This window comes from Rhodococcus sp. NPDC056960 (genome assembly GCF_042674125.1).
Lineage (GTDB): Bacteria > Actinomycetota > Actinomycetes > Mycobacteriales > Mycobacteriaceae > Rhodococcus_F.
Genome location: NZ_JBHURF010000018.1, coordinates 153,568 through 180,229, shown reverse-complemented (window position 1 = coordinate 180,229; position 26,662 = coordinate 153,568). Strand labels below are relative to the sequence as shown.

The window sequence follows — 26,662 nt, the reverse complement described above, 5'->3', positions numbered from 1 at the left end:
CGCGAGTGCCGATTCGGACAGGGCCACACTTCCGCCGGTCGGGGACACCCTATGGGGAGGACCCGCCGTGAACCCCGTCGACACGCGGAAACCGGCTACACACGAACCGGACGAGGGGCCCTTCCCGCTGTCCGCGGCGCAGCGTGCCACCTGGTTCGCGCAGCAACTCGACCCCGAGGTGCCGATCTCGGTAGCGCACTACGTCGAGTTGCACGGCGACCTCGACGTGGACCTGCTGCGACGCGAGACCGTCGCGACCGGCCGCGAGTTCCAGTCGCCCTTCCTGCGGGTCGTCGAGGTCGACGGACTGCCGATGCAGTACGTGGACGACGCGACCGACATTCCCGTCACCGTCGTCGACCTCCGCAATGCGGCCGACCCGGTTGCGGCTGCGCACGCCTGGATGGACCGGGACTACCGGGCGCCGCTCGATCTCGGTGCGGGTTCCCTGGTCGAGACGTCGATCCTGTGGGTGGGCGACGCACATTACCTGTGGTACAGCCGCATACATCACGTCGCGCTCGACGGGTACGGCGCCATGACGCTCATCAATCGCATCGCGCACCGGTATACGGCTTCCGTGGAAGGCCGCGAACCGGATCCGAATCGGGCGGCGAGCCTGCGTGCGCTGTACGACGTCGACACCCTCTACCGCTCGTCCGATCGGTTCGCGGCGGATCGGGAGTACTGGGCGGCGCGGATCGAGGCCGCCGAGGGAACGACCCTCGCAGCCGAGGCTGCGCCCGCGGTCGCCAGGAGCACACTCGAGAGTGCGTCGCTGTCCGAGGTGGCCGTCGCCGGTCTGCAGAGTTCCGACAAGCAGGCCACCGCCACCGCCGCAGCCACGATCATCGCCGCCTTCGCCTGCTACCTGTCGCGGCAGACGGCGAAAGGCACTGTCCTCGTCCAGGTCCCGATGTCCGGCCGGACGACGTCACTGCTCCGCAATTCCGGGGGCATGATGGTCAACGTCGCGCCGCTGTCGATCGCGGTCGACGAGGCCGGCACGGTCGCCGAACTCGTGTCCCGCGTTCAGCGTGAGCTGATGGGCGCGTTGCGGCATCAGCGGTGCAGCCTCGACGACATCCGCCGAGACCTGCGCCCGGACCGCGGAGCCGGGCTCGACGGACCGATGGTCAACGTCATGCTGTTCCACCAGGAGGTCCGGCTGGGTTCCCTGTCCGGCGATTACCACATCGTCACGTCCGGTCCGGTGGACGATCTCCTCGTCAACGTGTACCCGAGCGGCCCCGCCGGGCTGTTCGTCGATTTCCGGGCGAATCCGAACCGGTACCAGGACGCCGCCCTGCGAGCGCATCACCAGGAATTCGTCGCGCTCCTCGAGGAGTTCATCGCGGCAGACCCCAGGGCCGGACTCGCGACCGTGCACCGGCCGACCGCGCTCACGGGGGAGCGGCGACGCCTCGAGGCGGGCCAACTCGCGTACTGGACGGAACGGCTCTCCGGCCTTCCCGCAGCGCTCGACCTGCCGTCCGACCGGCCTCGACCCGCCGTGCAGTCCCCGGGGACGGACCGCGTCGATGTCCGAGCCGGTGTCGATACCCATCGCAGAGCGCTCGCGCTGGCACGGGAGCACGGCACGACGCCCTTCGACGTTCTGCACGCGGCCCTGACCGTTCTGCTGAGCCGGATCGGCGGCACGTCGGATGTGCCGATCGGAACCCCGGCCCCGGTCGACGGGGACCGGAACGACGAGGACCGGAATCTCGTGGTGCTGCGGAGCAGTGTCCAACCGGGCAGGTCCTTCCGCGATCTGCTCGGCGGCGTCCACGAGACCCGGACGGACGCGTTCGAGCACTGCGACGTGCCGTTCGAGCGGGTCGTGCGGGCTCTGGAGGTCGGCGAGTCCCGCGGGTATTCGCCGATCGTCCAGGTGCTGTTCGAGCACGGCGACGGGGCGCAGACGTCGGGGATCGGCGGATTCGACCTCCGGGTGGCGACGACGGAGGTCGTCGACGATGCCGACGCTCCGTCCGGCATCACGGTCACGCTCGAGTTCGCCACCGATCTGTTCGATGTCCCCACAGTGGTGACGCTCGGTGAACGATTCCGTCGGATCCTGGACACGGCCACCACCGACCCGGACGTTGCGGTCGGCGACATCGACATCCTCTCCGAGGCCGAGCGCGCCACATTCGTGCCGGCGCGGGGCACACCGGCGCGCTCGGAGCGCACTCTGCCCGAATTGTTCGCCGCCGCAGTGGCAGTCGATCCCGACGGTGTCGCACTGTCGTACCGCGGGATCGAGGTGACCTACCGCGAGTTGGACGAGCGCTCCAACCAGTTGGCCCGCGTCCTGGCGGCACGAGGCATCGGGTCGGAAGATGCAGTGGCACTGGGCATGACTCGCTCGATCGAGTCGGTGCTGTCGATGCTGGCGGTCACGAAATCGGGCGCGGCGTTCGTGCCGGTGGATCCGGGGTACCCGGCCGAGCGCATCGAGCACATGCTGGATGATTCGCGGTCCGTCGTCGGGATCACGTTGTCCGACACACATTCCCGGCTGCCGGACGCGGTTCCCTGGCTGGTGCTCGACGACGAAGAGTTCCGCACACTCTGCGCGGCTCAGCCGGTGTCCGCCGTGACCGATGCCGAGCGGGCACGGCCCCTCCGCCCGGAGAATCCGGCCTACGTGATCTACACGTCCGGGTCGACGGGACGGCCCAAAGGTGTCGTGGTCACCCACCGCGGTCTGGACGACCTCGCGGCCGAACAGCGCGCCCGATCCGGCGCCACCCGGACGTCCCGGATCCTGCACTTCTCCACCCCGAGCTTCGACGCGTCCGTCTCCGAATATCTCCACGTGTTCGCCGCCGCGGCGACGATGGTCATCGCCGCGCCGACGGTCTACGGCGGCGCCGAGTTGTTCGGCCTCCTCGAGGCGGAGCGGGTCACGCACGGTTTCGTCACCACCGCCGCACTCGGCACGGTCGAGCCCACCGGACTGTCCGCCTTCCGGGACGTGGTGTGCGGCGGCGAGGCGTGCCCGCCGGAACTGGTGACGCGGTGGGCGCCCGGCCGCAGACTGCGCAACGCGTACGGCCCGACCGAGGCGACGGTCATGTCGAACATCAGTGAACCGATGTCGCCGGCGGGAGCGATCACGCTGGGAGGTCCGCTCCGGGGATTCCGCGAGGTCGTCCTCGATGCGCGTTTGATACCGGTGCCCGTCGGGGTGGCCGGGGAACTGTACATCTCGGGAAACGCCCTGGCACGCGGGTATCGCGGCAAACCGGCGTTGACGGCCGAACGGTTCGTGGCCGACCCCTTCGGCATGCCGGGCGACCGGATGTACCGCACCGGGGACGTGGTCCGGTGGCGCGCCGACCGCACACTCGAATACCTGGGCCGCAGCGACTTCCAGGTGAAGGTCCGTGGATTCCGCATCGAGCCGGGAGAGATCGACACGGTCCTGCACGCCCATCCCCGGGTACGGAGCGCGGTCACGATGCCGCGCACGGCGCCGTCGGGCGAGACGGTCCTCGTGTCGTACGTACTGCCGGCCGCCGGCCGGCGGCCCGCGCCCCCCGAGTTGGCGGACCACGTCGGCGGACTGTTGCCACCGCACATGGTGCCCTCCGCGATCGTCGTCCTGGACGAGATGCCGATGACCCCGGCCGGGAAGCTCGACCGCCGGGCCCTGCCGGAGCCCGACTTCTTCGCGGCGTCCGATGAGTTCCGTTCCCCGGCCGATCCCGCGCAGCAAGCGATCGCGCGGGTGTATGCGGACGTCCTGGGTGTGGAACGAATCGGTCTCGGCGACAGCTTCTTCGACCTCGGCGGCAACTCGCTCGCCGCGACCAGGGTGGTCGCGCGCGTCAATGCCGCGCTCGACGTCGGCCTCACCGTGCGCACCCTGTTCGAGGTGCCCACGGTCGAGGCGCTGGCAGCCTGGGCCGCGCACGCCGGCACCGGGCGCGCCGAACGCCCGAACCTGGTGCCGCAGATGCGCCCCGACCGAGTTCCCGTGTCGCTTGCGCAGCAGCGCCTCTGGCTCGTCAACCAGCTCGACACCTCCTCTCCGGCATACAACATTCCGATGGCGGTGCGCCTGTCCGGGACGCTCGATGCCCCGGCGCTCCGCGCCGCGATGGGCGACGTCCTCGAACGACACGAATCGCTGCGCACCGTGTACCCGGCATCGGCCGACGGGCCGCATCAAGTGATCGTGCCGCCGGAACAGGTGGTTCTCGATCTCACGCCGAGGAACGCCCCGGGCGACGAGCCGCTGTCCGCGCAGATCACCGACCTGGCCACGCGCGGATTCGACGTGAGCGCCGAGGTGCCCGTGCGGGGCGCACTGCTGCGGGCCGGACCCGACGAGCACGTCCTCGCCCTGGTGGTACACCATATTTCGGCGGACGGGGCGTCGCTCGCTCCGCTCGCCCACGATCTGTCCGTTGCCTACGCGGCGCGCGTACGGCAGCAACCGCCGGACTGGCTCCCACTCCCGGTGCACTACGCCGATTACAGCCTGTGGCAGAGAGCGGTTCTCGGCAGCGACCGGGATCCCGGCAGCATCATGTTCGCGCAGACGGAGTACTGGAAGACCGCGTTGGCCGGCCTCCCCGACGTGACGGACCTTCCCCTCGACCGGCCGAGACCCGCGGAGCGGTCGCTGCGGGGCGGGACGGTTCCCTTCTCGATACCCGCGGACGTCCATCAAGGCCTTCTCCTGCTCGCCCGCAGGCACGACGCCACGATGTTCATGGTGATGCACGCGGCGCTGGCCGTGCTGGTCGCCAGGTCGGGCGCCACCTCGGACATCGCGATCGGCACACCGATTGCCGGGCGGGGTGAGGAGGCCCTCGACGACCTGGTGGGGATGCTCGTCAACACACTGGTCCTGCGGACCACCGTCGAACCAGCCGCGACGTTCGCCGCGGTACTGTCCCGGGCGCGAGAGGCGGACCTCGCGGCGTTCGGTCATGCGGACGTGCCCTTCGAGAGCATCGTCGACGCGGTCGCGCCGAATCGTTCGACCGCGTATTCACCGCTGTTCCAGGTCATGCTGGAGTTTCGGAACACGGCACCGGCCGAGGTCGAATTGCCGGGCCTCACCGTCGAGATCGTCGAGGTCGACACCGCCGTGTGCAAGTTCGATCTGCAGGCGACGCTGGCGGAACGCTACGACGAGTCGGGAACCGCCACAGGCATCTCGGCGGAATTCACGTTCGCGTCCGACGTGTTCGATCCGGAGACCGTGGCCGAATTCGGGAAGCGCTTCGTCCGGATCCTCAGGGGAGTGCTCGCTCATCCGGACGCGCCGGTGGGTGACGTGGAGATTCTCGATCCGGGTGAGCGTTCGCTGGTGGTGGAGTCGTGGAATGCGACGGGGCATCCGGTTCGGGATACCACGCTCGTTGATCTGTTGGATGCGCAGGTGTTGCGGAGTCCGGATGCGCCGGCGGTGGTGTTCGAGGGGGTGGTGTTGTCGTTCGCGGAGTTCGATGGGCGGGTGAATCGGCTGGCGCGGTTCTTGATCGGTGCGGGGGTGGGTCCGGAGTCGTTGGTGGGTGTGGCGGTGCGGCGTTCGGTGGAGATGGTGGTGGGGATTTGTTCGGTGGTGAAGGCGGGTGGGGCGTACGTTCCGATCGATCCGGATCAGCCGGCGGAGCGGGTGGGGTATGTGGTGGCGACGGCGGATCCGGTGTTGGTGTTGGTGATGTCGGGGGATCGGGGGGTGTTGCCGGGTTCGGTTCGGGTGGTGGAGTTGGACACGGTGGTGGTGTCGGGGTTCTCGGGTGGTCCGGTGCGGGATGTGGATCGGTTGGGTTCGGTGCGGCCGGAGAGTCCGGTGTATGTGATGTTCACGTCGGGGTCGACGGGGCGGCCGAAGGGGGTGGTGGTGCCGCATGCGGGGGTGGTGAATCGGTTGTTGTGGATGCAGGGGGAGTATGGGTTGTCGTCGGTGGATGTGGTGTTGCAGAAGACGCCGGTGACGTTCGATGTGTCGGTGTGGGAGTTGTTCTGGCCGTTGCTGGTGGGGGCGCGGTTGGTGGTCGCGGTGCCGGACGGTCACCGCGACCCCCGGTATCTCGTCGACACCATCATCGAACATGGTGTGACGACACTGCATTTCGTCCCGTCGATGCTCGCGGTGTTCACCGCTGAACCGTCAGCGGCACGATGCACGAGCCTGCGGTCGGTGTTCGCGTCGGGCGAGGCGTTGCCCGCACAGACGGCGGCGAGAATACGGGCGCTGGTCCCCGGTGCCCGGGTGCACAATCTGTACGGTCCGACGGAGGCGTCGGTGGATGTGACGTTCCACGAGGTGTCGGCGGCGGATGTGGTGGTGGTGCCGATCGGGGCGCCGGTGTGGAATACGCGGGTGCTGGTGCTCGATGGGCGGTTGCGGCCGGTGCCGGTGGGGGTGGCGGGGGAGTTGTATCTGGGTGGGGTGCAGTTGGCGCGGGGGTATCAGGGTCGGCCGGATCTGACGGCGGATCGGTTCGTGGCGGATCCGTTCGGGGGCGTGGGGTCGCGGTTGTATCGGACCGGGGATCGGGTGCGGTGGTTGTCGTCGGGTGAGTTGGAGTATCTGGGGCGTACGGATTTTCAGGTGAAGCTGCGGGGTCAGCGGGTGGAGTTGGGGGAGATCGAGGCGGTGTTGTCGCGCGTCGCGGGGGTGGCGCAGGCGGTGGTGGTGTTACGGGGTGACGGGGCTGATCCGCAGCGCTCCCCCGAGGAGCAGGTGGGTGAGTATCTGGCCGGGTATGTGGTGCCGGCGGGTGGTGCGGTGGTGCAGGAGCGGGTGGTGCTCGCGGAGGCGGCGGTGGTGCTTCCGGGGTTCATGGTGCCGTCGACGGTGACGGTGCTGACGGAGTTGCCGGTGACGGGAAACGGCAAACTCGACCGGAAAGCCCTCCCGAAACCCGATTTCGATGCAGCTGCAGTCGAATTCGTCGCACCCCGCACCCCGATCGAACAGATCGTGGCCGCGGTGTGCGCCGACCTGCTCGGGCTCGCACGGGTCGGCGCGGACGACAACTTCTTCGCCCTCGGCGGGAACTCCCTGATCGCCACTCGGCTGGTGGCACGGATCAACGCGGTCGTCGGCGACCGGATCGGTCTTCGCGACGTATTCGACGCCCCCACCGTCGCCGGTCTGGCCGCGCTCGCCGAGTCGCAGGACGGGCTGGAATCCCGCCCGCCACTGAAGCCGAGGGAGGGCACCGCGGAAGTCCCCGTCTCGCCGGCCCAGCAGCGGATGTGGTTCGTCAACCAGTTCGACACGTCCTCGTCCGCGTACAACGTCGCCTTCGCGCTCCGGCTCGAGGGCCGGCTGGACGTGCAGGCGCTGCAGGCGGCGGTGGCCGACGTCGTCGAACGGCACGAGGCCCTGCGCACCCTCTTCCCACTCGCCGAAGACGGTCCACACCAGGTGATCCTGACCGCGTCGAACGCGATGCCCGACCTCGTTCCGATCAGAGTGCCGGGAGAAGCGGAACTCCGGGACCGTGTGGCGGGTGTGCTGTCCGAAGGGTTCGACGTGACGGTGCAGGTGCCGCTGCGTGCGACCCTGTTCGCTCTCGACGAGAACGAGAATGTACATGTGCTCGCGGTCGTGGTGCATCACATCGCGGCCGACGGTTTCTCGATGGTCCCGCTGGCCCGGGACGTCATGAACGCGTACGAGTCCCGCGTGAACGGTGCGGCCCCGGAGTGGACCCCGCTCGAGGTGCAGTACGCCGACTATGCGCTGTGGCAACGGGAGTGGCTCGGATCGGAATCCGACGAGACGTCGCCCCTGTCCCGGCAGCTGACGTACTGGACCACCACGCTGTCGGATCTGCCCGAAGTACTGGAACTGCCCACCGACCGTCCCCGTCCGGCGGTCCGGTCGCTCCGCGGCGGCCGCGTCGAATTCGTCATCGGGCCGGAGGTCCATGCCGGTGTCGTCAGGCTGGCCCGGCAGCACACCACGACGGTGTTCATGACGCTGCATGCCGCGTTGGCGATCATGCTGGCACGCGTGAGCGGTTCCGACGACATCGCCGTCGGAACGCCGATTGCCGGTCGCGGCGAGCGTGAACTCGACGACGTCGTGGGCATGTTCGTCAACACCCTCGTCCTGCGCACGCGCGTCGACGGCGGCGCCACGTTCTCCGAGCTCCTCGGCAGCGTGCGGGAAACCGATCTGGGGGCGTTCACCCACGCGGAGGTCCCGTTCGAACGGGTGGTGGAGGTCCTGAGTCCGTCCCGGGCGACGGCGTACGCGCCGCTCTTCCAGGTGATGCTCGAGTTCCAGGACATCGAGCGCCCCACGCTGGAATTGCCGGATCTGCAGGTCCGCACCCTCGACCTCGAGATCGACACGACCAACTTCGATCTGCAATTGACCCTGGCCGAGAACGTCGACGCCGACGGCCACCCGACGGGCATCGCCGCGGAGCTGGGTTACGCGACAGATCTCTTCGACGAAGACACGGTGCTCGGTTTCGCGGAACGACTGCTGCGCATCCTCGAGGCGGTCACCGCCGACCCCGGCACACGGGTGGGAGACATCGACATCCTCGGATCGCTCGAGCGTGCCGTACTGGCCCCGGTGACGGGCGGTGCGGCGGTGGCATCACGGACGCTGCCGGATCTGCTGGCCGAGGCGGCCGCACACGATCCGGAGGCCTCGGCGCTCGTCTTCGACGGGCGTGACGTCCGCTACGGAGAGCTCGACCGGCGATCCAACCAGCTGGCCCGGATGTTGATCGAGCACGGTGCGGGACCGGAATCGGTCGTCGCACTGTGCGTCCCGCGGTCGGTCGAGTCCGTTCTCGCCGTGTGGGCGGTGGCCAAGTCGGGGGCCGCGTTCCTGCCGGTGGATCCGGATCATCCCGCCGCACGGATCGAGTACATGCTCACCGACTCCGGTGCCGTGTGGGGTGTCACGGGCAGGGCGCAACGGGGCGCACTTCCCGACACGGTGCCGTGGCTGGTGCTGGACGACCCGGACGTCGAGGACCGGTTGTCGACGTACGCGTCGTCGACCGTCACCGACGACGAGCGGACCTCGACGGTCCGGATCGACAATCCCGCCTACCTGATCTACACCTCGGGTTCGACCGGCAGACCCAAGGGGGTCGTCACCACCCACCGCGGACTGGCCGGCTTCGCGGCGCAGCAACGGGAGACGTTCGAGACCACGGCAGACTCGCGAACTCTGCACTTCGCGTCGCCGAGTTTCGATGCGTCCGTTCTCGAACTCCTGCTGGCGGTCGGCGCGGCGGCCACGATGGTGATCGCACCCCCGTCCGTCTACGGCGGCGCCGAATTGGCACAGTTGCTCGAAACCGAGGGAATCACACACTGTTTCGTCACTCCGGCGGCGCTCGCATCCGTCGATCCCGAGGGTCTCACCGCCCTCGAGTGTGTGGTGACGGGAGGCGAGGCGTGTCCGCCCGAGTTGGTGGCGCGCTGGGCGTCCGGCCGGCGGATGTTCGACGCGTACGGGCCGACCGAGACGACGGTCGTGTCGAGTATCAGCGACCCCTTGGTGCCGGGAGACCCGGTCACCATCGGCACGCCCACTCGCGGTTTCGCCGAGGTCGTGCTGGACTCGCGGCTGCACCCGGTGCCGGTCGGGGTCGCGGGCGAGTTGTACCTTGCAGGTCCTGCCCTCGCACGCGGCTACCACCGGAGGTTCCCGCTGACGGCCGAACGGTTCGTCGCCGATCCGTTCGGCGCGCCGGGACACCGGATGTACCGCACCGGCGACCGGGCGCGCTGGCTACCCGACGGACAGTTGGAGTACCTCGGGCGCACCGACTCCCAGGTGAAGATCCGGGGCTTCCGGATCGAACTCGGTGAGGTCGAGTCGGCCCTGCTCGCCCACGACGACGTGGCGCAGGCCGTGGCGAGCGTGTGGAACGACGGCGGCGGCGATCGGCTGATCGGATACGTGGTGCCCGAACCGGGTACGACCCTCGATTCGCGAGCCGTCCTCGACGTCGCCGGCCGCCGGTTGGCGTCGTACATGGTGCCCGCTGCGGTGGTGATACTCGATGCGCTGCCGCTGACGGTCCACGGAAAGCTGGACCGCGCAGCGCTTCCCGCGCCGGACCTCGCCGTGCCCGACAGCCGGCCGCCGCGCACCGAGACCGAGGCGTTGCTCGCCCGACTGTTCGCGGACGTGCTCGGACTGGATTCGGTGGGTGCGACCGCCGACTTCTTCGCCCTCGGCGGCGACAGCATCATGTCGATCCAACTGGTGGCCCGCGCCAGGGCGGCCGGTGTGCTTCTCTCGCCCCGAGACGTATTCGACCACCGGACAGTCGCGGGACTCGCCGAGGCGGCGCGGTTCGACGACGACGGCACGGTCGCGCTGGACGAGCTGCCGGGTGGTGGCGTCGGGCCGCTACCGTTCACACCCGTCGCCCGGTGGATGGTCGAGGGGAGCCGCGGCAGGATCGACAGGTTCTCGCAGGCGGTGGTGCTGGCAGCCCCCACCGGACTCACCCACGCGGTACTCGTCGGGGGTGTCGCGGCGGTACTGGACCGGCACGACATGCTCCGTGCACGGGTGGTGGCGGACGGCGGCATGGAGGTGCTGCCGGAGGGCTCGGTGCGGGCGGACGTCCGCCGGGTCCCGGTCGGCGCGGTGGACGGCGAAGACTTCGCCGCGCTCGCGGAAGCCGAACTCGACGCGGCGGCAGACCGCCTCGATCCGGCCACCGCGGCAATGGTGCGGGTTGTGTGGTTCGACGTCCCGCGCGGGCCCGGGCGACTGCTGATCGTCGTGCACCACCTCGTCGTCGACGGTGTGTCGTGGCGGATCCTCGTCGAGGACCTCGCGTCGGCGTGCGGCCGACTGCAGGCCGGCCGGACACCGGACCTGCCGCCGGTCGGCACGTCGATGCGGCGGTGGTCGCACGGTCTGTCCGACGCCGTGCGGAGCCGAACCGCAGAGCTCGAACTGTGGGAGAAGATCCTCGACGGTCCGGATCCGCTGATCGGTTCGCGTCCACTCGATCCCGAGGTCGACGTCGACGCGACGGTCGGGACCGTCACCGCCGACGTGTCGCCGAGCGTGACCGGCACCCTGCTGACCACCCTGCCGGACGCGTTCCGCGCAGGCGTGGGAGACGGGTTGCTCACCGCGCTGGCCCTGGCACTGATCAGCTGGCGGCGCGACAGCGGAGTCTCCACGTCGGGCGCCGTGTTCACCCTCGAGGGGCACGGCCGCGAGGAGCAGGCCGTCGCCGGAGCGGATCTCTCCCGGACGATCGGCTGGTTCACCACCGTGTACCCGGTGCGGATGGATCTCACCGACGTCGACGTCGACGTCGACGACGCCCTGGCCGGCGGGCCCGCGGCAGGCCGGGCGGTGAAGGCCGTCAAGGAGCAGTTGCTCGCGGTTCCGGATCACGGGATCGGCTTCGGAATGCTGCGCTACCTGGACGGCGACACGTCGGCCGCGCTGCGCCGATTCCGCTCCCCGCAGATAAGTTTCAACTATCTCGGCCGAGTGAGCACCACGGACGGCGCGGAGGACTGGCTGCCGGTGGAGAGCACGGTCGGCGGCACCCGGAACGCCGACATGCCCGTCGCGTCCGTGATCGAGGTCAACGCCGTCGTCACCGACAGTCCGGAGGGTCCCCGGCTGAAGGCGTCCTTCGCCTTTCCCCGGGGAGTTCTCGACGAGGCCGAGGTCGCATCGTTCGCGGATAGCTGGCGACGGGCGCTCGGAGCGCTCGCCGCGCACGCGTCCCGGCCGGGCACCGGTGGGCTGACACCGTCCGACGTTCCGCTGGTGCCGGCGAGCCAGCGGCAGATCGAGCGGTGGGAACAGCGGTTCCCGGCCCTGCAGGACGTGTGGTCACTCTCACCACTGCAGTCGGGGTTACTATTCCACGCGTCGCTGGCCGCGGAGTCGATGGACGTCTACACGGCGCAACTGCGCATCGACCTCGAGGGTGTCGTCGACACGACGCGGCTGCGCGCCGCGACCGCGGGACTACTCGCCCGGCACCCCAACCTGCGGACCGCATTCGTCTACGACGACGGAGTGCCCGCGCAGGTGGTGGTCGACACGGTCGAGGTGCCTTGGCGGGAAGTGGATCTCACCGTCGACGGACCCGACGCCGACGCGGGTCTCGAACGGCTCCTCGACGAGGACCGCGGCGCCCGATTCGATCTCGCCCGGCCGCCCCTGCTCCGGCTGACACTGTTCCGTACCGCACCGGATCAGGCCGTGCTGGCGATCACCAACCATCACATCATCCTCGACGGGTGGTCGATGCCGTTGCTGGTGCGGGAGTTGCTGCAGCGCTACGCCGCCGACGGCGAACCGGAAGGTCTGCCGGAGCCGCCCACCTACCGCGCCTACCTGGACTGGGTGTCGCGGCAGGATACGGTGGCGTCGGCCCGAGCGTGGGAACGTGCCCTGGACGGCGTCGAGGAACCGACGCTGGTGGCGCCGCAGGCGTCCACGGCGATCCACGGTGTGCCGCACGACATCGACGTCGCACTGCCCGGCCCCGTACTCGACGCGCTCGCCGCGGTCACGGAGCGCACCGGCGTCACCGTCAACACGGTGATACAGGCCGCGTGGGGTGTCCTGTTGTCCCGCTTGCTCTCCCGCGACGACGTGGTCTTCGGGGCCACCGTCTCCGGTCGGCCGCCGCAACTCGCCGGCGTCGAAAACATGCTCGGGCTGTTCATCAACACCCTGCCGGTCCGGGTGCGGGTGGACCCGGACGAATCGTTCGGGAGTCTGCTCGCCCGACTGCAACGGGAGCAGACCGCCCTGCTCGACCACCATCACCTCGGGCTCGGGGAGATCCAGTCGCGGGTCGGCGTGGGCAACCTGTTCGACACGCTGTCCGTGTTCGAGTCGTACCCCATCGACGCGTCCGGGTTGGACGAGAACACCGACATCCGGGGAATGCGGGTGACCGGACTCGACGCCCGCGACGCCACCCACTATCCGCTCACGCTCGTGTCGATCCTCGAACCACGACTCCGACTGAGTCTGCGCTACCAGCCGGGACTGTTCGACCGGGACACCGTCGGCGCCTTCGCCGATCGCCTCGTCCGGATCCTCGGCACCCTGGCCCGCGATGTGGACGTTCCGGTCGGTGACGTCGAGGTGATGGGGGCCGACGAGCGGAAACTGGTGGTGGAGTCGTGGAATGCGACGGGGCATCCGGTTCGGGGTACCACGCTCGTTGATCTGTTGGATGCGCAGGTGTTGCGGAGTCCGGGTGCGCCGGCGGTGGTGTTCGAGGGGGTGGTGTTGTCGTTTGCGGAGTTCGATGGGCGGGTGAATCGGCTGGCGCGGTTCTTGATCGGTGCGGGGGTGGGTCCGGAGTCGTTGGTGGGTGTGGCGGTGCGGCGTTCGGTGGAGATGGTGGTGGGGATTTGTGCGGTGGTGAAGGCGGGTGGGGCGTACGTTCCGATCGATCCGGATCAGCCGGCGGAGCGGGTGGGGTATGTGGTGGGGGTTGCGGATCCGGTGTTGGTGTTGGTGATGTCGGGGGATCGGGGGGTGTTGCCGGGTTCGGTTCGGGTGGTGGAGTTGGACACGGTGGTGGTGTCGGGGTTCTCGGGTGGTCCGGTGCGGGATGTGGATCGGTTGGGTTCGGTGCGGCCGGAGAGTCCGGTGTATGTGATGTTCACGTCGGGGTCGACGGGGCGGCCGAAGGGGGTGGTGGTGCCGCATGCGGGGGTGGTGAATCGGTTGTTGTGGATGCAGGGGGAGTATGGGTTGTCGTCGGTGGATGTGGTGTTGCAGAAGACGCCGGTGACGTTCGATGTGTCGGTGTGGGAGTTGTTCTGGCCGTTGCTGGTGGGGGCGCGGTTGGTGGTCGCGGTGCCGGACGGTCACCGCGATCCCCGGTATCTGGAGCGGGTGATCCGCGAGGAGTCGGTCACCACAGTACATTTCGTGCCGTCGATGCTCGAGGTGTTTCTGACCGGTGCGAACGTGGCGGGATGCGGTTCGCTGCGCCGGGTCTTCGCCAGTGGTGAGGCGTTGCCGCCGGCCACCGCGGCACGACTGCGCCGGGTGAGCGGGGCGGAGTTGCACAATCTGTACGGTCCGACGGAGGCGTCGGTGGATGTGACGTTCCACGAGGTGTCGGCGGCGGATGTGGTGGTGGTGCCGATCGGGGCGCCGGTGTGGAATACGCGGGTGCTGGTGCTCGATGGGCGGTTGCGGCCGGTGCCGGTGGGGGTGGCGGGGGAGTTGTATCTGGGTGGGGTGCAGTTGGCGCGGGGGTATCAGGGTCGGCCGGATCTGACGGCGGATCGGTTCGTGGCGGATCCGTTCGGGGGCGTGGGGTCGCGGTTGTATCGGACCGGGGATCGGGTGCGGTGGTTGTCGTCGGGTGAGTTGGAGTATCTGGGGCGTACGGATTTTCAGGTGAAGCTGCGGGGTCAGCGGGTGGAGTTGGGGGAGATCGAGGCGGTGTTGTCGCGCGTCGCGGGGGTGGCGCAGGCGGTGGTGGTGTTACGGGGTGACGGGGCTGCGGGTGAGTATCTGGCCGGGTATGTGGTGCCGGCGGGTGGTGCGGTGGTGCAGGAGCGGGTGGTCCTGGCGGAGGCGGCGGTGGTGCTTCCGGGGTTCATGGTGCCGTCGACGGTGACGGTGCTGGCGGAGTTGCCGGTGACGGGAAACGGCAAACTCGACCGAAAAGCCCTCCCGAAACCCGACTTCGGCACGAGAACCGTGGGATATCGCGCCCCCACCACACCCGCGGAGGAGGCGGTCGCCGCGGCCTTCGCCGCCGTCCTCGACATCGACCGCGTCGGCGCGGACGACAACTTCTTCGACCTCGGTGGCGACTCGCTCAGCGCCACCCGCACGGTGGGACGCATCAACAGCGCGCTGGACGCGAATGTGGGTGTCGCAGCGCTGTTCGACGCACCCGTGGTGTCGGATCTGGCCGTGCGGATCGACTCGACCGTGATGACGAGCTCCGGCTCTCCGGTGCTCGGGGCGCGGTCGCGGCCCGAGCGAGTGCCGCTGTCGCTGGCGCAGCAGCGCATGTGGTTCCTCAACCAGTTCGACCCGTCCTCACCGGCATACAACATCCCGGTCGCCCTGGGCCTGGACGGTGCGCTGGACGTGGCCGCACTGCGAGCGGCACTCGGCGACGTCGTCGAGCGGCACGAGTCGCTCCGCACCGTCTTTCCGGGCTCACCCGACGGTCCCTCCCAGGTGATCGTCGATTCGGCGCTCGCCACGCCCGACCTGGCCCCGATACCGGTCACCGACCACGATCTCCGTGACTCGCTCACCGAATTCTTCGCTGCGGGATTCGATGTGGCCGAGGAACTTCCGCTGCGGGTGAGGCTGCTGAGGCTCGGCCCCGACCGGCACGTTCTCGCCCTCGTCGTGCACCACATCGCGGCCGACGGCGTCTCCATGACACCTCTGGCGCGGGACGTGATGCTGGCCTACACGGCACGCGCACAGCAGCAGGCGCCCGGCTGGGTGCCGTTACCCGTGCAGTACGCCGATTACAGCCTTTGGCAGCGTGAGGTTCTGGGCGCCGAGGAGCAACCCGGGGCGGTGATCTCCGGGCAACTCGACTACTGGACCCGGACGCTGTCGGGCATCCCGGAGGTGCTGCCCCTGCCCCTGGACCGGCCGCGGCCCGTGCAGCGGTCGTTCCACGGTGCCGTCGTCACCGTCGACATCGGGCCGGCGGTGCACCGCGCACTCGCCGACATTGCCCGCCACAGCAATTCGACACTGTTCATGGTGGTGCACGCGGCACTGGCAGTGCTGCTCGAACGGGTGTCGGGATCGGACGACGTGGTGGTGGGCACGCCGGTCGCCGGCCGGGGGCACGCGGCACTCGACGACGTCGTGGGGATGTTCGTCAACACCCTGGTACTCCGCACCCCGGTGCGGGCCGGAGCGTCGTTCGCCGACGTGCTCACCGACGTCCGGTCGGCAGACCTCGGCGCGTTCGAGAACGCCGACATTCCGTTCGAGCGCCTGGTGGACGAACTCGCACCCGAGCGGTCCACTGCGCACGCCTCCCTGTTCCAGGTGCTGCTCGAGTTCCAGACCGCCACCCGAACACACCTGGAGTTGCCCGGGCTCACCGCCCGGTCTCTCGACGTCGACCTGGACGTCGCGAAATTCGATCTGCAGGTGAGCCTGGCGGAGCGGATCGACGAGGACGGGATGCCGGCCGGGATCAGCGCCGGTTTCCGCTACGCGACGGATGTGCTCGACCGGGAGTCTGTGACGGGTCTCGCGGCGCGTTTCGTGCGGGTGATCGAGGCCGTCACCGCCGCCCCGGCCGTCCCGGTCGGCGACATCGACATCCTGCATGCGGCGGAACACGAGCTGCTGCGCACCGTGCATCGGCCGGGTACCTCCATCGCGCCACTGTCGCTGGCGGACGTCGTCGATCGGGCGGTGGCCGCCCGGGGCGGAGCCGTCGCGGTGCGCTGCGACGGCGCGTCGGTGACGTACCGGGAACTGGACGAGCGGGCGAACCGGCTCGCACGACTGCTGGTGACGCAGGGCGCAGGCCCCGAAACGCTGGTGGCCGTGGGGATGACACGGTCGATCGATCTGGTGGTGGCCCTGCTGGCGGTGGTGAAGTCGGGCGCCGGGTACCTTCCCGTCGACGTGGCGTCCCCGGCCGAACGGTTGACCTTCCAGCTCGGCGACGCCCGTCCGCGGTGCGTGCTCACCACCACCGCGGACGCCGAGATGTTCCGGGACGCCGGGGTGTCGGTGGTGGCGGTGGACGACGACGTGACCGTGAACGCGTTGCGGCACTGCGCGTCCCACCCACTGACCGACGACGACCGCCGCCGTCCGGTGTACCCCGACTCGGTGGCGTACGTGATCTACACGTCGGGCTCGACCGGACGCCCGAAGGGTGTGCAGGTCTCGCACCGCAACGTGGTCACCCTGCTGGCGAACACCCAGACGCTGTTCGGGTTCGGGCCGGACGATGTGTGGACCATGTTCCATTCCGCCGCTTTCGACTTCTCGGTGTGGGAGATGTGGGGTGCGCTCGCACACGGTGGCCGACTGGTGCTGGTGGACTATTTCACGGCCCGCTCGCCCGAGAAATTCCTCGAACTCCTGCGGGACGAACACGTCACGGTCGTCAACCAGACTCCCACGGCCTTCGCCCAGTTGGCCGAGGCGGACCGGCTCGGCGGCGGTCCCGGACTGTCGCTGCGATACGTGATCTTCGGCGGGGAGGCCCTCGAATTCGGGCAGCTGGCGCGCTGGTACGCACGCCGGGGCGATACGCCGGCGCTGGTCAACATGTACGGCATCACCGAGACCACGGTGCACGTCAGCCACCTGCCGATCGAACGGGACCTCGTGGAGGGCCGGTCGGCCTCGGTGATCGGCCGGGGCCTGCCCGGGTTGCGTGTGCACGTGCTCGACCGACGTCTGCATCCGGTGCCGCCGGGAGTGGTCGGGGAGATCTACGTTTCCGGCGCGCAGGTCTCTCGCGGCTACCTCGACCGGCCCGGGCTCACGTCGTCCCGCTTCGTCGCCGACCCCGCCGAACCCGGGGCGCGGATGTACCGGTCCGGCGACCTCGGCAGGTGGGATACGGGCGGGCAACTGGAGTACCTCGGCCGCAACGACTTCCAGGTGCAGGTGAAGGGCTACCGGATCGAACTCGGCGAGGTCGAGTCGGCCCTGCTCGCCTGCGACGGCGTGGCGCAGTCGGTGGTGACCGCACACGGCGACCGGTTGGTGGGGTATGTGGTCCCGGAGACCGGTGCCGCGATCGACGCGGCGACGATCACCGAAACGGCTGCGGCGCGGTTGGCGTCGCACATGGTGCCTGCCGCGGTGGTGGTGCTGAATGACCTGCCGCTCACGGTGAACGGCAAACTCGATCGTTCTGCGCTGCCCGCGCCGGACTTCGGGCAACGGGTCACGGCGGGGCGCAGTCCGGTCGGCGCGACGGAGCGTGTTCTGGCCGATCTGTTCGCCGACGTGCTGGGCCTCGAATCGGTGGGCGTCGACGACTCGTTCTTCACCCTCGGCGGGGATTCGATCATGTCCATCCAGTTGGTCACCCGCGCCAAGGCCGCCGGGGTCCTGTTGTCGCCGCGCGATGTGTTCGAGCGCAGAACCGTCGCCGGGCTGGCCGAGATCGCCGGATCCGGGGACGGCGCCGTGGTTCTCCCGGAACTGCCCGGCGCGGGGGTCGGCGACATTCCGCTGACACCGATCGTGCGGTGGATGCTGGCCCGCGGCGGCGACTTCCGCCGCTACTCGCAGTCCGCACTGGTCACGGTTCCCGCGACGCTGGACGAGGACACCCTGACGCGGGCACTGCAGGCGGTGCTGGACCGGCACGACCTCCTGCGGGCCCGTCTGTACCGCACCTCCGGTACGGAGGAGGGATGGTCGTGGGAGGCGGCGGCCGCAGGGTCGGTGCGGGCCGACACGGTGCTTCGCCGGGGCCGGGGAGACGACGTCGCCGCCGAACTCGATACGGCCCTCGATCGGCTCGACCCGGAGTCGGGTGTGATGGTGCAGGCGGTGTGGCTGGACGCGGGCGAACGGACGGGTCGCCTGCTGATCGTCGTCCATCACCTGGCGATCGACGGGGTGTCCTGGCGGATTCTGATCCCCGACCTCGCGACGGCCTGCGCGTCCGGTGGCGCACTGGCACCGGTGGGCACGTCGATGCGCCGGTGGGCGCACGCACTCGTCGACGCCGCGCACCAACCCCACCGCACCGCCGAACTCGCGCTGTGGCAGAAGATGCTGACCGCACCCGACCCGTTGCTGGGGTCCCGCCCGGTGGCCGCGTCGGACACCGCCGACACCACCGCGCACGTCGAGGTCCGGGTTCCCGCGTCGCTGACCGGGACGTTGCTCACCACCCTGCCGCAGGCATTCCACGGAACTGTGGGCGATGCCCTGTCGACGGCACTGACCATGGCGCTCATCCGGTGGCGGGGCCGGCGGGAGATGGACGTCCCGGAGGCACTGGTGATCCTCGAAGGTCACGGTCGCGAGGAGCACGTGGTTCCGGGGGCCGAACTCGCCCGCACCGTCGGCTGGTTCACCACCCTGTTCCCGGTGCGACTCGATCTGCGCGGGGTGGACCTCGACGACGCGTTCGCCGGCGGCCCGTCGGCCGGGGCCGCGATCAAGGCCGTCAAGGAGCAACTCCTCGCCGTTCCCGACCACGGCATCGGCTTCGGACTGCTGCGCTACCTGAACGACGAGACGGCGCAGGCTCTTTCGCCGCTGCCGATGCCGCAGGTCAGCTTCAACTATCTCGGCAGAATTGGCCGGACCGCCACGGCGACCCCGGAGGGTTGGGTGCCGGTCGACGAACCCGGACTGCGCGAGAAAGCCGCGATCCCCGTCGCGTCGGCCGTCGACGTCAACGCGATGACCGTCGATGCGGCGGACGGGCCCCGGCTGACGTCCACCTGGACGTATCCGCCGGGCGTCCTCACCCACGAGGACGTCGACGAACTCGCGCAGCTGTGGGTGCAGGCACTCGCTGCCCTCGGCGCGCACGCGGAGTCGGGTGGCGGCGGGTTCACGCCGTCGGATTTCGATCTCGTCGACCTTCGGCAGGATGCGATCGAGTCGCTCGAACACGCCTGCCCGGATCTGGCCGAGGTGTGGCCGTTGTCGCCGCTGCAGTCCGGCATGCTCTTTCACGCCGAACTCGCCGCCGACTCCCTCGACGCCTATCTGGTGCAGGTGAGCCTCGACCTCGCCGGCGTGGTGGACTCGACACGGCTGCGCCGTGCGGCCGATGCGCTGCTGGACCGGCACGCGAATCTGCGCGCCGCCTTCCTGCACGATGCCGACGGCCACTCGGTCCAGGTCGTCCGACACGGAGTGGACGCGCCCTGGTGTGAGGTCGACCTGACCGCTCTCGACACCGCCGCGACGGAGGCAGAGATCGAGAGACTGCTGGCCGCGGACCGCGTCCGCCCGTTCGACATGACCCGCGCCCCGCTGATCCGGTTCATGCTGATCGCGACCGCGCCCGACCGGTACCGGCTGGTGTCGACGAACCACCACATCCTCCTCGACGGCTGGTCGATGCCGCTGCTGGTCACGGAGTTGCTGACGCTCTACGCCACCGACGCCGACCCGTCGGCGCTGCCGCGGGTGCGTGGGTACCGCGATTATCTGGCGTGGATGCACGACCGCGATCGACGCGCCTCCCGGGAGGTGTGGGCGCGAGCCCTCGAGGGGGTGGAAGGCCCGACCCTGCTTGCACCGGCGGATCGGGGCCGCGGGTTGTCCGTGATGTCCCGGGAGTGGGTGTTCGACCTGGACGAGGAGCGCACCACGCGCCTGCGCGGCCTCGCCCGTGCGCGGGGACTGACCGTCAACACTCTCGTCCAGGTCGCGTGGGGACTCGTGCTGGGCACGGTGACCGGCCGCGACGACGTGGTGTTCGGCGCCACCGTGTCGGGGCGGCCCCCGGACCTGGCGGACATCGAGACGATGATCGGACTGTTCATCAACACGCTGCCCGTCCGGATCAGGCTGCGGCCCGCCGAAACGGTGGGCGCCCTGCTGGAACGAGTCCAGGCAGAGCAGGCCGCGCTGTCGGATCATCACCATCTCGGACTCGCCGAGATCGACGGCGCCGCAGGCTCGTTCGACACGTTGACGGTGTTCGAGTCGTATCCGGTCGATCGCGCCGGGCTGTCGACGGCCACCGACGTCGCCGGACTGCGGGTCGACGAGGTGGACGCGCGAGACGCCGCCCACTATCCGCTGAGCCTGGTGGCGTCCGTCGACGCGCGGCTGCACCTGAAGTTCGAGTACCTCCCCGACATCTTCGAGACGGACACGATCGCCGACCTTGCCGGACGCGTGGTGCGGATGGTCGACGAGTGCACTCGTCCCGACCGGCCGGTGGCCGCGCTGTCGCTGCTGACCGACCGGGAGCGGGCCGAGCTGGTGCCGGTCCGCGGCCGTCCGGGTGGGTCGGTCCGCACCCTGCCGCAGATTCTCGCCGAGGCGGCCGCACTCGACCCGGAGGCGATCGCACTGTCGTCCGAGGACGGCGACGTGAGCTACGGCGATCTGGACGAGCGGTCGAATCGCCTCGCCCGCGCTCTCGTCGCGCGTGGTGCGGGTCCGGAGACGTTCGTGGCCATCGGGATACCGCGGTCGCTCGACTCGATGCTCTCGGTGTGGGCGGTGGCGAAGACCGGGGCGGCGTTCGTGCCGATCGACCCGCACTATCCCGCCGAGCGGATCACCCACATGCTCCGCGATTCCGGAGTCACCCTCGGTGTGACCACCACCGGGCACCGGGGCAGCCTCCCCGGCACGGCGCAGTGGCTGGCCCTGGACGATCCGGATTTCGCGACCGAGTGCGCCCGGCGGTCGGCGGCACCGCTGACCGACGCCGATCGAACCGGCCGGGTCACGCTGGACACCGCCGTGTACGTCGTCTACACGTCGGGTTCCACGGGCGTGCCCAAGGGCGTGGTGGTTACGCACCGCGGACTCGACAACTTCGCGCTCGACCAACTCGAACGCTTCAGTGCGACATGGCAGTCCCGCACCCTGCACTTCTCCACACCGAGTTTCGACGGGTCGGTGTTCGAGTACCTGCAGGCCTTCGGGGCCGGCGCGACGATGGTGATCGCGCCGCCCACAGTCTTCGGCGGCGAGGAACTCGCGCGCTTCCTGTCGGACCGCCAGGTCACCCACGCGTTCATCACCACCGCCGCGCTCGCGTCCGTCGATCCGGCCGGGCTGGTGCATCTCACCGACCTGGTGTTCGGCGGCGAGGCCTGCCCGCCCGACCTCGTCGCCCGCTGGGCGCCGGGCCGCCGGTTGTACAACGCGTACGGACCGACCGAGACGACGATCATGTCCAACATCAGCGAACCGATGGTCCCCGGAGCGCCGATCACCGTCGGCGGACCCATCCGCGGTGTCACGGAACTGGTGCTCGATTCTCGGTTGCAGCCGGTGCCGGCGGGGGTTCCGGGCGAGTTGTATCTCGCGGGGGCCGGTCTGGCCCGCGGCTATCACCGTCGGCCGGGCCTCACCGCCGAGCGTTTCGTCGCCGACCCCTCCCGTCCCGGTGAGCGGATGTACCGTACCGGCGACATCGTGCGCTGGACGGCCGGCCACAGCATCGAATACGTGGGCCGCAGCGACTTCCAGGTCAAGGTACGAGGTTTCCGCGTCGAACTCGGCGAGATCGACGCCACCCTCGTGGCGGAGCCGAACGTCGGGTTCGCTGCCACGATCGCGCACCGCACGCCCCACGGCGACATGCTGCTGGCGTCGTATGTCGTGGCGGCGGCGGGCCGCTCCCTCGACACCACCGACCTCACCCGGCACCTGGCCGACCGCCTGCCGCCCCACATGGTGCCCTCGTCGATCACGCTGCTGGACCGCATCCCCCTCACGGCGGTCGGCAAGCTCGACCGCGCGGCCCTGCCCGAGCCCGACCTGCGTTCCGGGACAGGCGAATACCGGGCGCCCACGGGCCGGATCGAAGACACGGTGGCCGACGTGTTCGCGGAAGTGCTGGGGCAGGAGCGGATCGGTGCCGACACCGGTTTCTTCGACCTCGGCGGCAACTCCCTGAGCGCCACCCGGGTGACGGCGCAGTTGCGGGCGCTGCTCGGCGCCGACATCGGCGTGCGCGACCTGTTCGAGGCGCCGACGGTCGCCGGGCTGGCGGCCCGGATCGAGCACACCGAGACCGAGCCGACCGGACGCCCTGCGCTCACGGCCCGCACCCGGCCCGGTGACATCCCGCTGTCGTTCGCGCAGCAGCGGATGTGGTTCCTCAACCAGCTGGACACGGCGTCGCCCGCCTACAACATCCCGATCGTGCTGCGGCTCAGCGGTGAACTCGATGTGCGAGCGCTGAACTCGGCCCTCGTCGACGTCGTCGCCCGGCACGAGTCGCTGCGCACGGTGTTCCCGGTCCGGGGCGCCGGGCCGGTCCAGCAGATCCTGCCCGCCGAGGGAGCCGTGCCCGCGCTGGTCCCCGTCCCGGTCGGGGACGAGCACCTGCTGCGTGAGGAACTCGCCCGCCTGGTCTCGGCGGGTTTCGACGTCACGGTGGGGCGTCCCGTGCGGGTCGGGCTGTTCACCCTGTCCGCCACCGACCACGTCCTCGCGGTCGTGGTGCATCACATCTCGGCCGACGGGTTCTCGATGACCCCACTCGTGCGCGACGTGATGACGGCCTATGGTGCCCGCCTCGGCGGCGCACCCGAGTGGGCACCGCTCCCGGTGCAGTACGCCGATTACACTCTGTGGCAACGAGAATTGCTGGGTTCGGACGACGACCCCGGCTCCCTGACCGCGACGCAACTCGCCTACTGGAGGACGGCCCTCGCGGGCGTGCCCGATCTGCTGGAACTGCCCACCGATCGGGACCGGCCCGCCCGGCAATCGTTCCGCGGTGCGCGTGTCCACTTCTCCGTCGACAGCGACCTGCACAGGCGGATCCGGGACCTGTCCCGACGCCTGCGTTCCACCGAGTTCATGACCGTGCACGCCGCGCTCGCCGTCGTGCTGGCACGGCTCGGCAGCACCGGCGATATCGTGATCGGAACACCGATCGCCGGCCGGGGCGAGCCCGCGCTCGACGATCTGGTCGGCATGTTCGTCGGCTCGCTCGCCCTGCGCACGCACGTGGACGCGGCCGCGTCGTTCGCCGCCCTGTCGGCGCACTGCCGCGACGTGGACCTCGCGGCCTTCGCGCACTCCGACGTTCCCTTCGAGCGTGTGGTGGAGGCGGTCGGGCCCACCCGGTCGACGGCGTATTCGCCGATCGTCCAGGTCTCCCTCGAATTCCAGAACAACGAGCGACCGGTGCTGACCCTGCCGGAACTGGAAGTCCGCGGTATCGACCCCGAACTGGCCGTCGTCAAGATGGATCTCGAATTCCTCGTGGCCGAGGAGTTCGACGCGAACGGCGACCCGGCGGGGATGACCGGCGCCGTCGACTTCGCCACCGATCTCTTCGAGGCCGCCACCGTCCAGGGTTTCGCCGACCGGTTGGTGCGAATCCTGGACGCCGTCACCGGCAACCCCGACCTGCCGGTCGGTGATCTGCCGTTCCTCGACGAGGCGGAGATCCGCGACCTGGTCCCGGCCCACGGCGGACCGGGTGTGCGCCCGCAGCGGTGGCCCGACCTGCTGACGGCCGCGGCCGCGCTCGATCCCGACTCGGTGGCCCTGTCGTACGAGGACCGGCGGATCAGCTACCGCGAACTCGACGAATGGTCGAACCGGCTCGCCCGGGTCCTCCGGGACCGTGGCGTGGGACCGGAGACGTTCGTGGCGCTGGGGATGCCCCGGTCGGTCGAGGCCGTGCTCTCGGTCTGGGCGGTCACCAAGGCGGGCGCGGCCTTCGTCCCCGTCGATCCCACCTACCCCCGCGAGCGGATCGACTACATGCTCACCGATTGCCGGGCCGCGCTCGGCCTCACGGTGCGCGACCGCCGCGACCATCTGCCCGGCACGGTGCCGTGGCTCGTGCTCGACAACCAGGAGGTCGCCGATCAGGTGGCCGGGATGTCCCCGGCGCCGGTCACCGACGCGGACCGGACGATCCCGTTGCACCTGGACCACCCGGCCTACCTCATCTACACGTCGGGCTCGACCGGACAACCGAAGGGGGTCACGGTCACCCACCTCGGCCTGGCGAATTTCACGGCGGAGACACACGAGCGGTTCGAGGTCACCCACGATTCCCGAGTTTCACATCTCGCGTCCCCGAGTTTCGATGCCTCGGTGTTCGAACTGATGATGGCGTTCAGCGCCTCGGCGCGGGTCGTGATCGTGCCGCCCACCGTCGTCGGCGGCAGCGAACTGGCGGAACTGTTCCGGCGCGAACAGGTGACCCATGCCACCATCACGCCGACCGCACTGGCGGCGCTCGACAACGACCGCCTCCATTCACTTCGAGTCCTCGATCTGGTGGGGGAGGCGTGCCCACCGGACGTGGTCGCGCAGTGGGCCCCGGGTCGCAGCCTGCACAGCGGCTACGGGCCCACCGAGACCACCGTGCAGGCGAGTGTCAGCGCCGCCATGCGCCCCGGGGAGGGCGTGAACATCGGATCGCCCGCCCTGGGATTCGAGTTCCTGGTTCTCGACGAGCGACTGCAGTCCGTCCCCGTCGGGGTGCCGGGCGAACTGTACATCGCCGGACCGAGTGTGGCACGCGGGTACCATAACCGCATGTCGCTCACCGCGCAGCGATTCGTGGCCTGCCCCTTCGGTGAGCCGGGGCGCCGGATGTACCGGACCGGCGACGTGGTCCGCTGGCGCCGCACTCTCGCACGCCGCACCCTGGAATATCTGGGCCGCAGCGACTTCCAGGTCAAGGTGCGCGGTTTCCGGATCGAACTCGGGGAGATCGACACCGTGCTCGCCCGCCACCCCGCGGTCGCCTTCGCCGCCACCCTCGGACACACCGGACCGTCGGGCGACACCGTGCTCGCCTCGTACGTGCGGGCGCAGGACGGTCGGGACGTGGATCCCGCGGAACTGCGGGCCTACGTGTCCGAGCGCCTACCCGCGCACATGGTGCCGTCCGCGGTCGTCGTGCTCGACGAGATTCCGACGACCCCGGCGGGCAAGCTCGACCGGAAGGCGTTGCCCGCCCCCGAGTTCGGCTCGTCCGCTGCCACGTTCCGGGCGCCGGACACGGACACCGAGCGCATCGTGGTCGACTCGTTCGCGGAGGTGCTCGGGGTGGACCGGGTAGGTACCGCGGACAGCTTCTTCGACCTCGGCGGAAACTCCCTCCTCGCCACCAGGATCGTCGGCGCCCTGCAGACCGCACTGGGCCGGAAGGTTCCGCTGCAGTGGATGTTCCTCGACCCCACCCCGGCCGGCCTCGCGCGTCGCCTCGACGCTCCCGCCGTCGGTCCCGATGTGGAAGAGGCGCTCGCCGTGGTGATCCCGCTGCGTGCGCAGGGCGATGGCAGACCACTGTTCTGCGTGCACCCGGGAATCGGGCTGTCCTGGGGCTACGCCGGGCTCGTCCGGCATCTTCCTCCCGATCGACCGGTGTTCGGGCTGCAACTGCCCACGATCAGTGGCGACGACGAGTACCGGTCGATCGAGCAACTGGCTCACCGCTATGTCGAGGAGATGAAGGCCATCCAGCCCGAGGGACCGTACGACCTGCTCGGCTGGTCGCTCGGCGGTGTCCTCGCCCATGCGATGGCCGTCGAACTGCAACGCGGTGGCGACGCGGTGGCGACGCTCGCGCTCATGGACAGCTACCCCGACGACGGCGACAGCGCACCGCCCGGCGAACTCGATCTGCGGGACCTGCTGCGCGGGCTGGGGCTCGAGATCGACGACACCGGTGAGCTCACGTACGAACGGGCGGCGCGGCTGATCGACGACACGCTGGGGGCCGAGACCGGAGTGCGCGGGCGCGATCTCGAACGGATCGCACGGGGATACGAGAACTCCCGGCTCATCGGGCGCCGGTTCGTGCCCCAGGTCTACGACGGCGACCTGCTGATCTTCCCCGCTGCCCGGAACGGGGGCGGCGCCACCCGTGCGCGGTCGGCGCAGGAGTGGCGGCCGCTGGTCACCGGACGCATCGACGAGCACGCCGTCGACTGCGGGCACAACGACATGATCGAGCCGGAATCACTCGCCGTCATCGGTCCGGTGCTGGCGCGTGCGCTCTCCGCGGGGCCGTGA

1 protein-coding gene is annotated in these 26,662 nt (G+C 69.8%); it reads left to right on the top strand.

Annotation, left to right across the window (positions count from 1 at the left end):
- Positions 1-67: 67 nt before the first annotated feature.
- The gene (locus ACFTWF_RS27700; protein WP_378464340.1) at positions 68-26,662 is read left to right on the top strand and encodes a non-ribosomal peptide synthase/polyketide synthase; all 26,595 of its coding nucleotides are present in this window, start codon (positions 68-70) and stop codon (positions 26,660-26,662) included.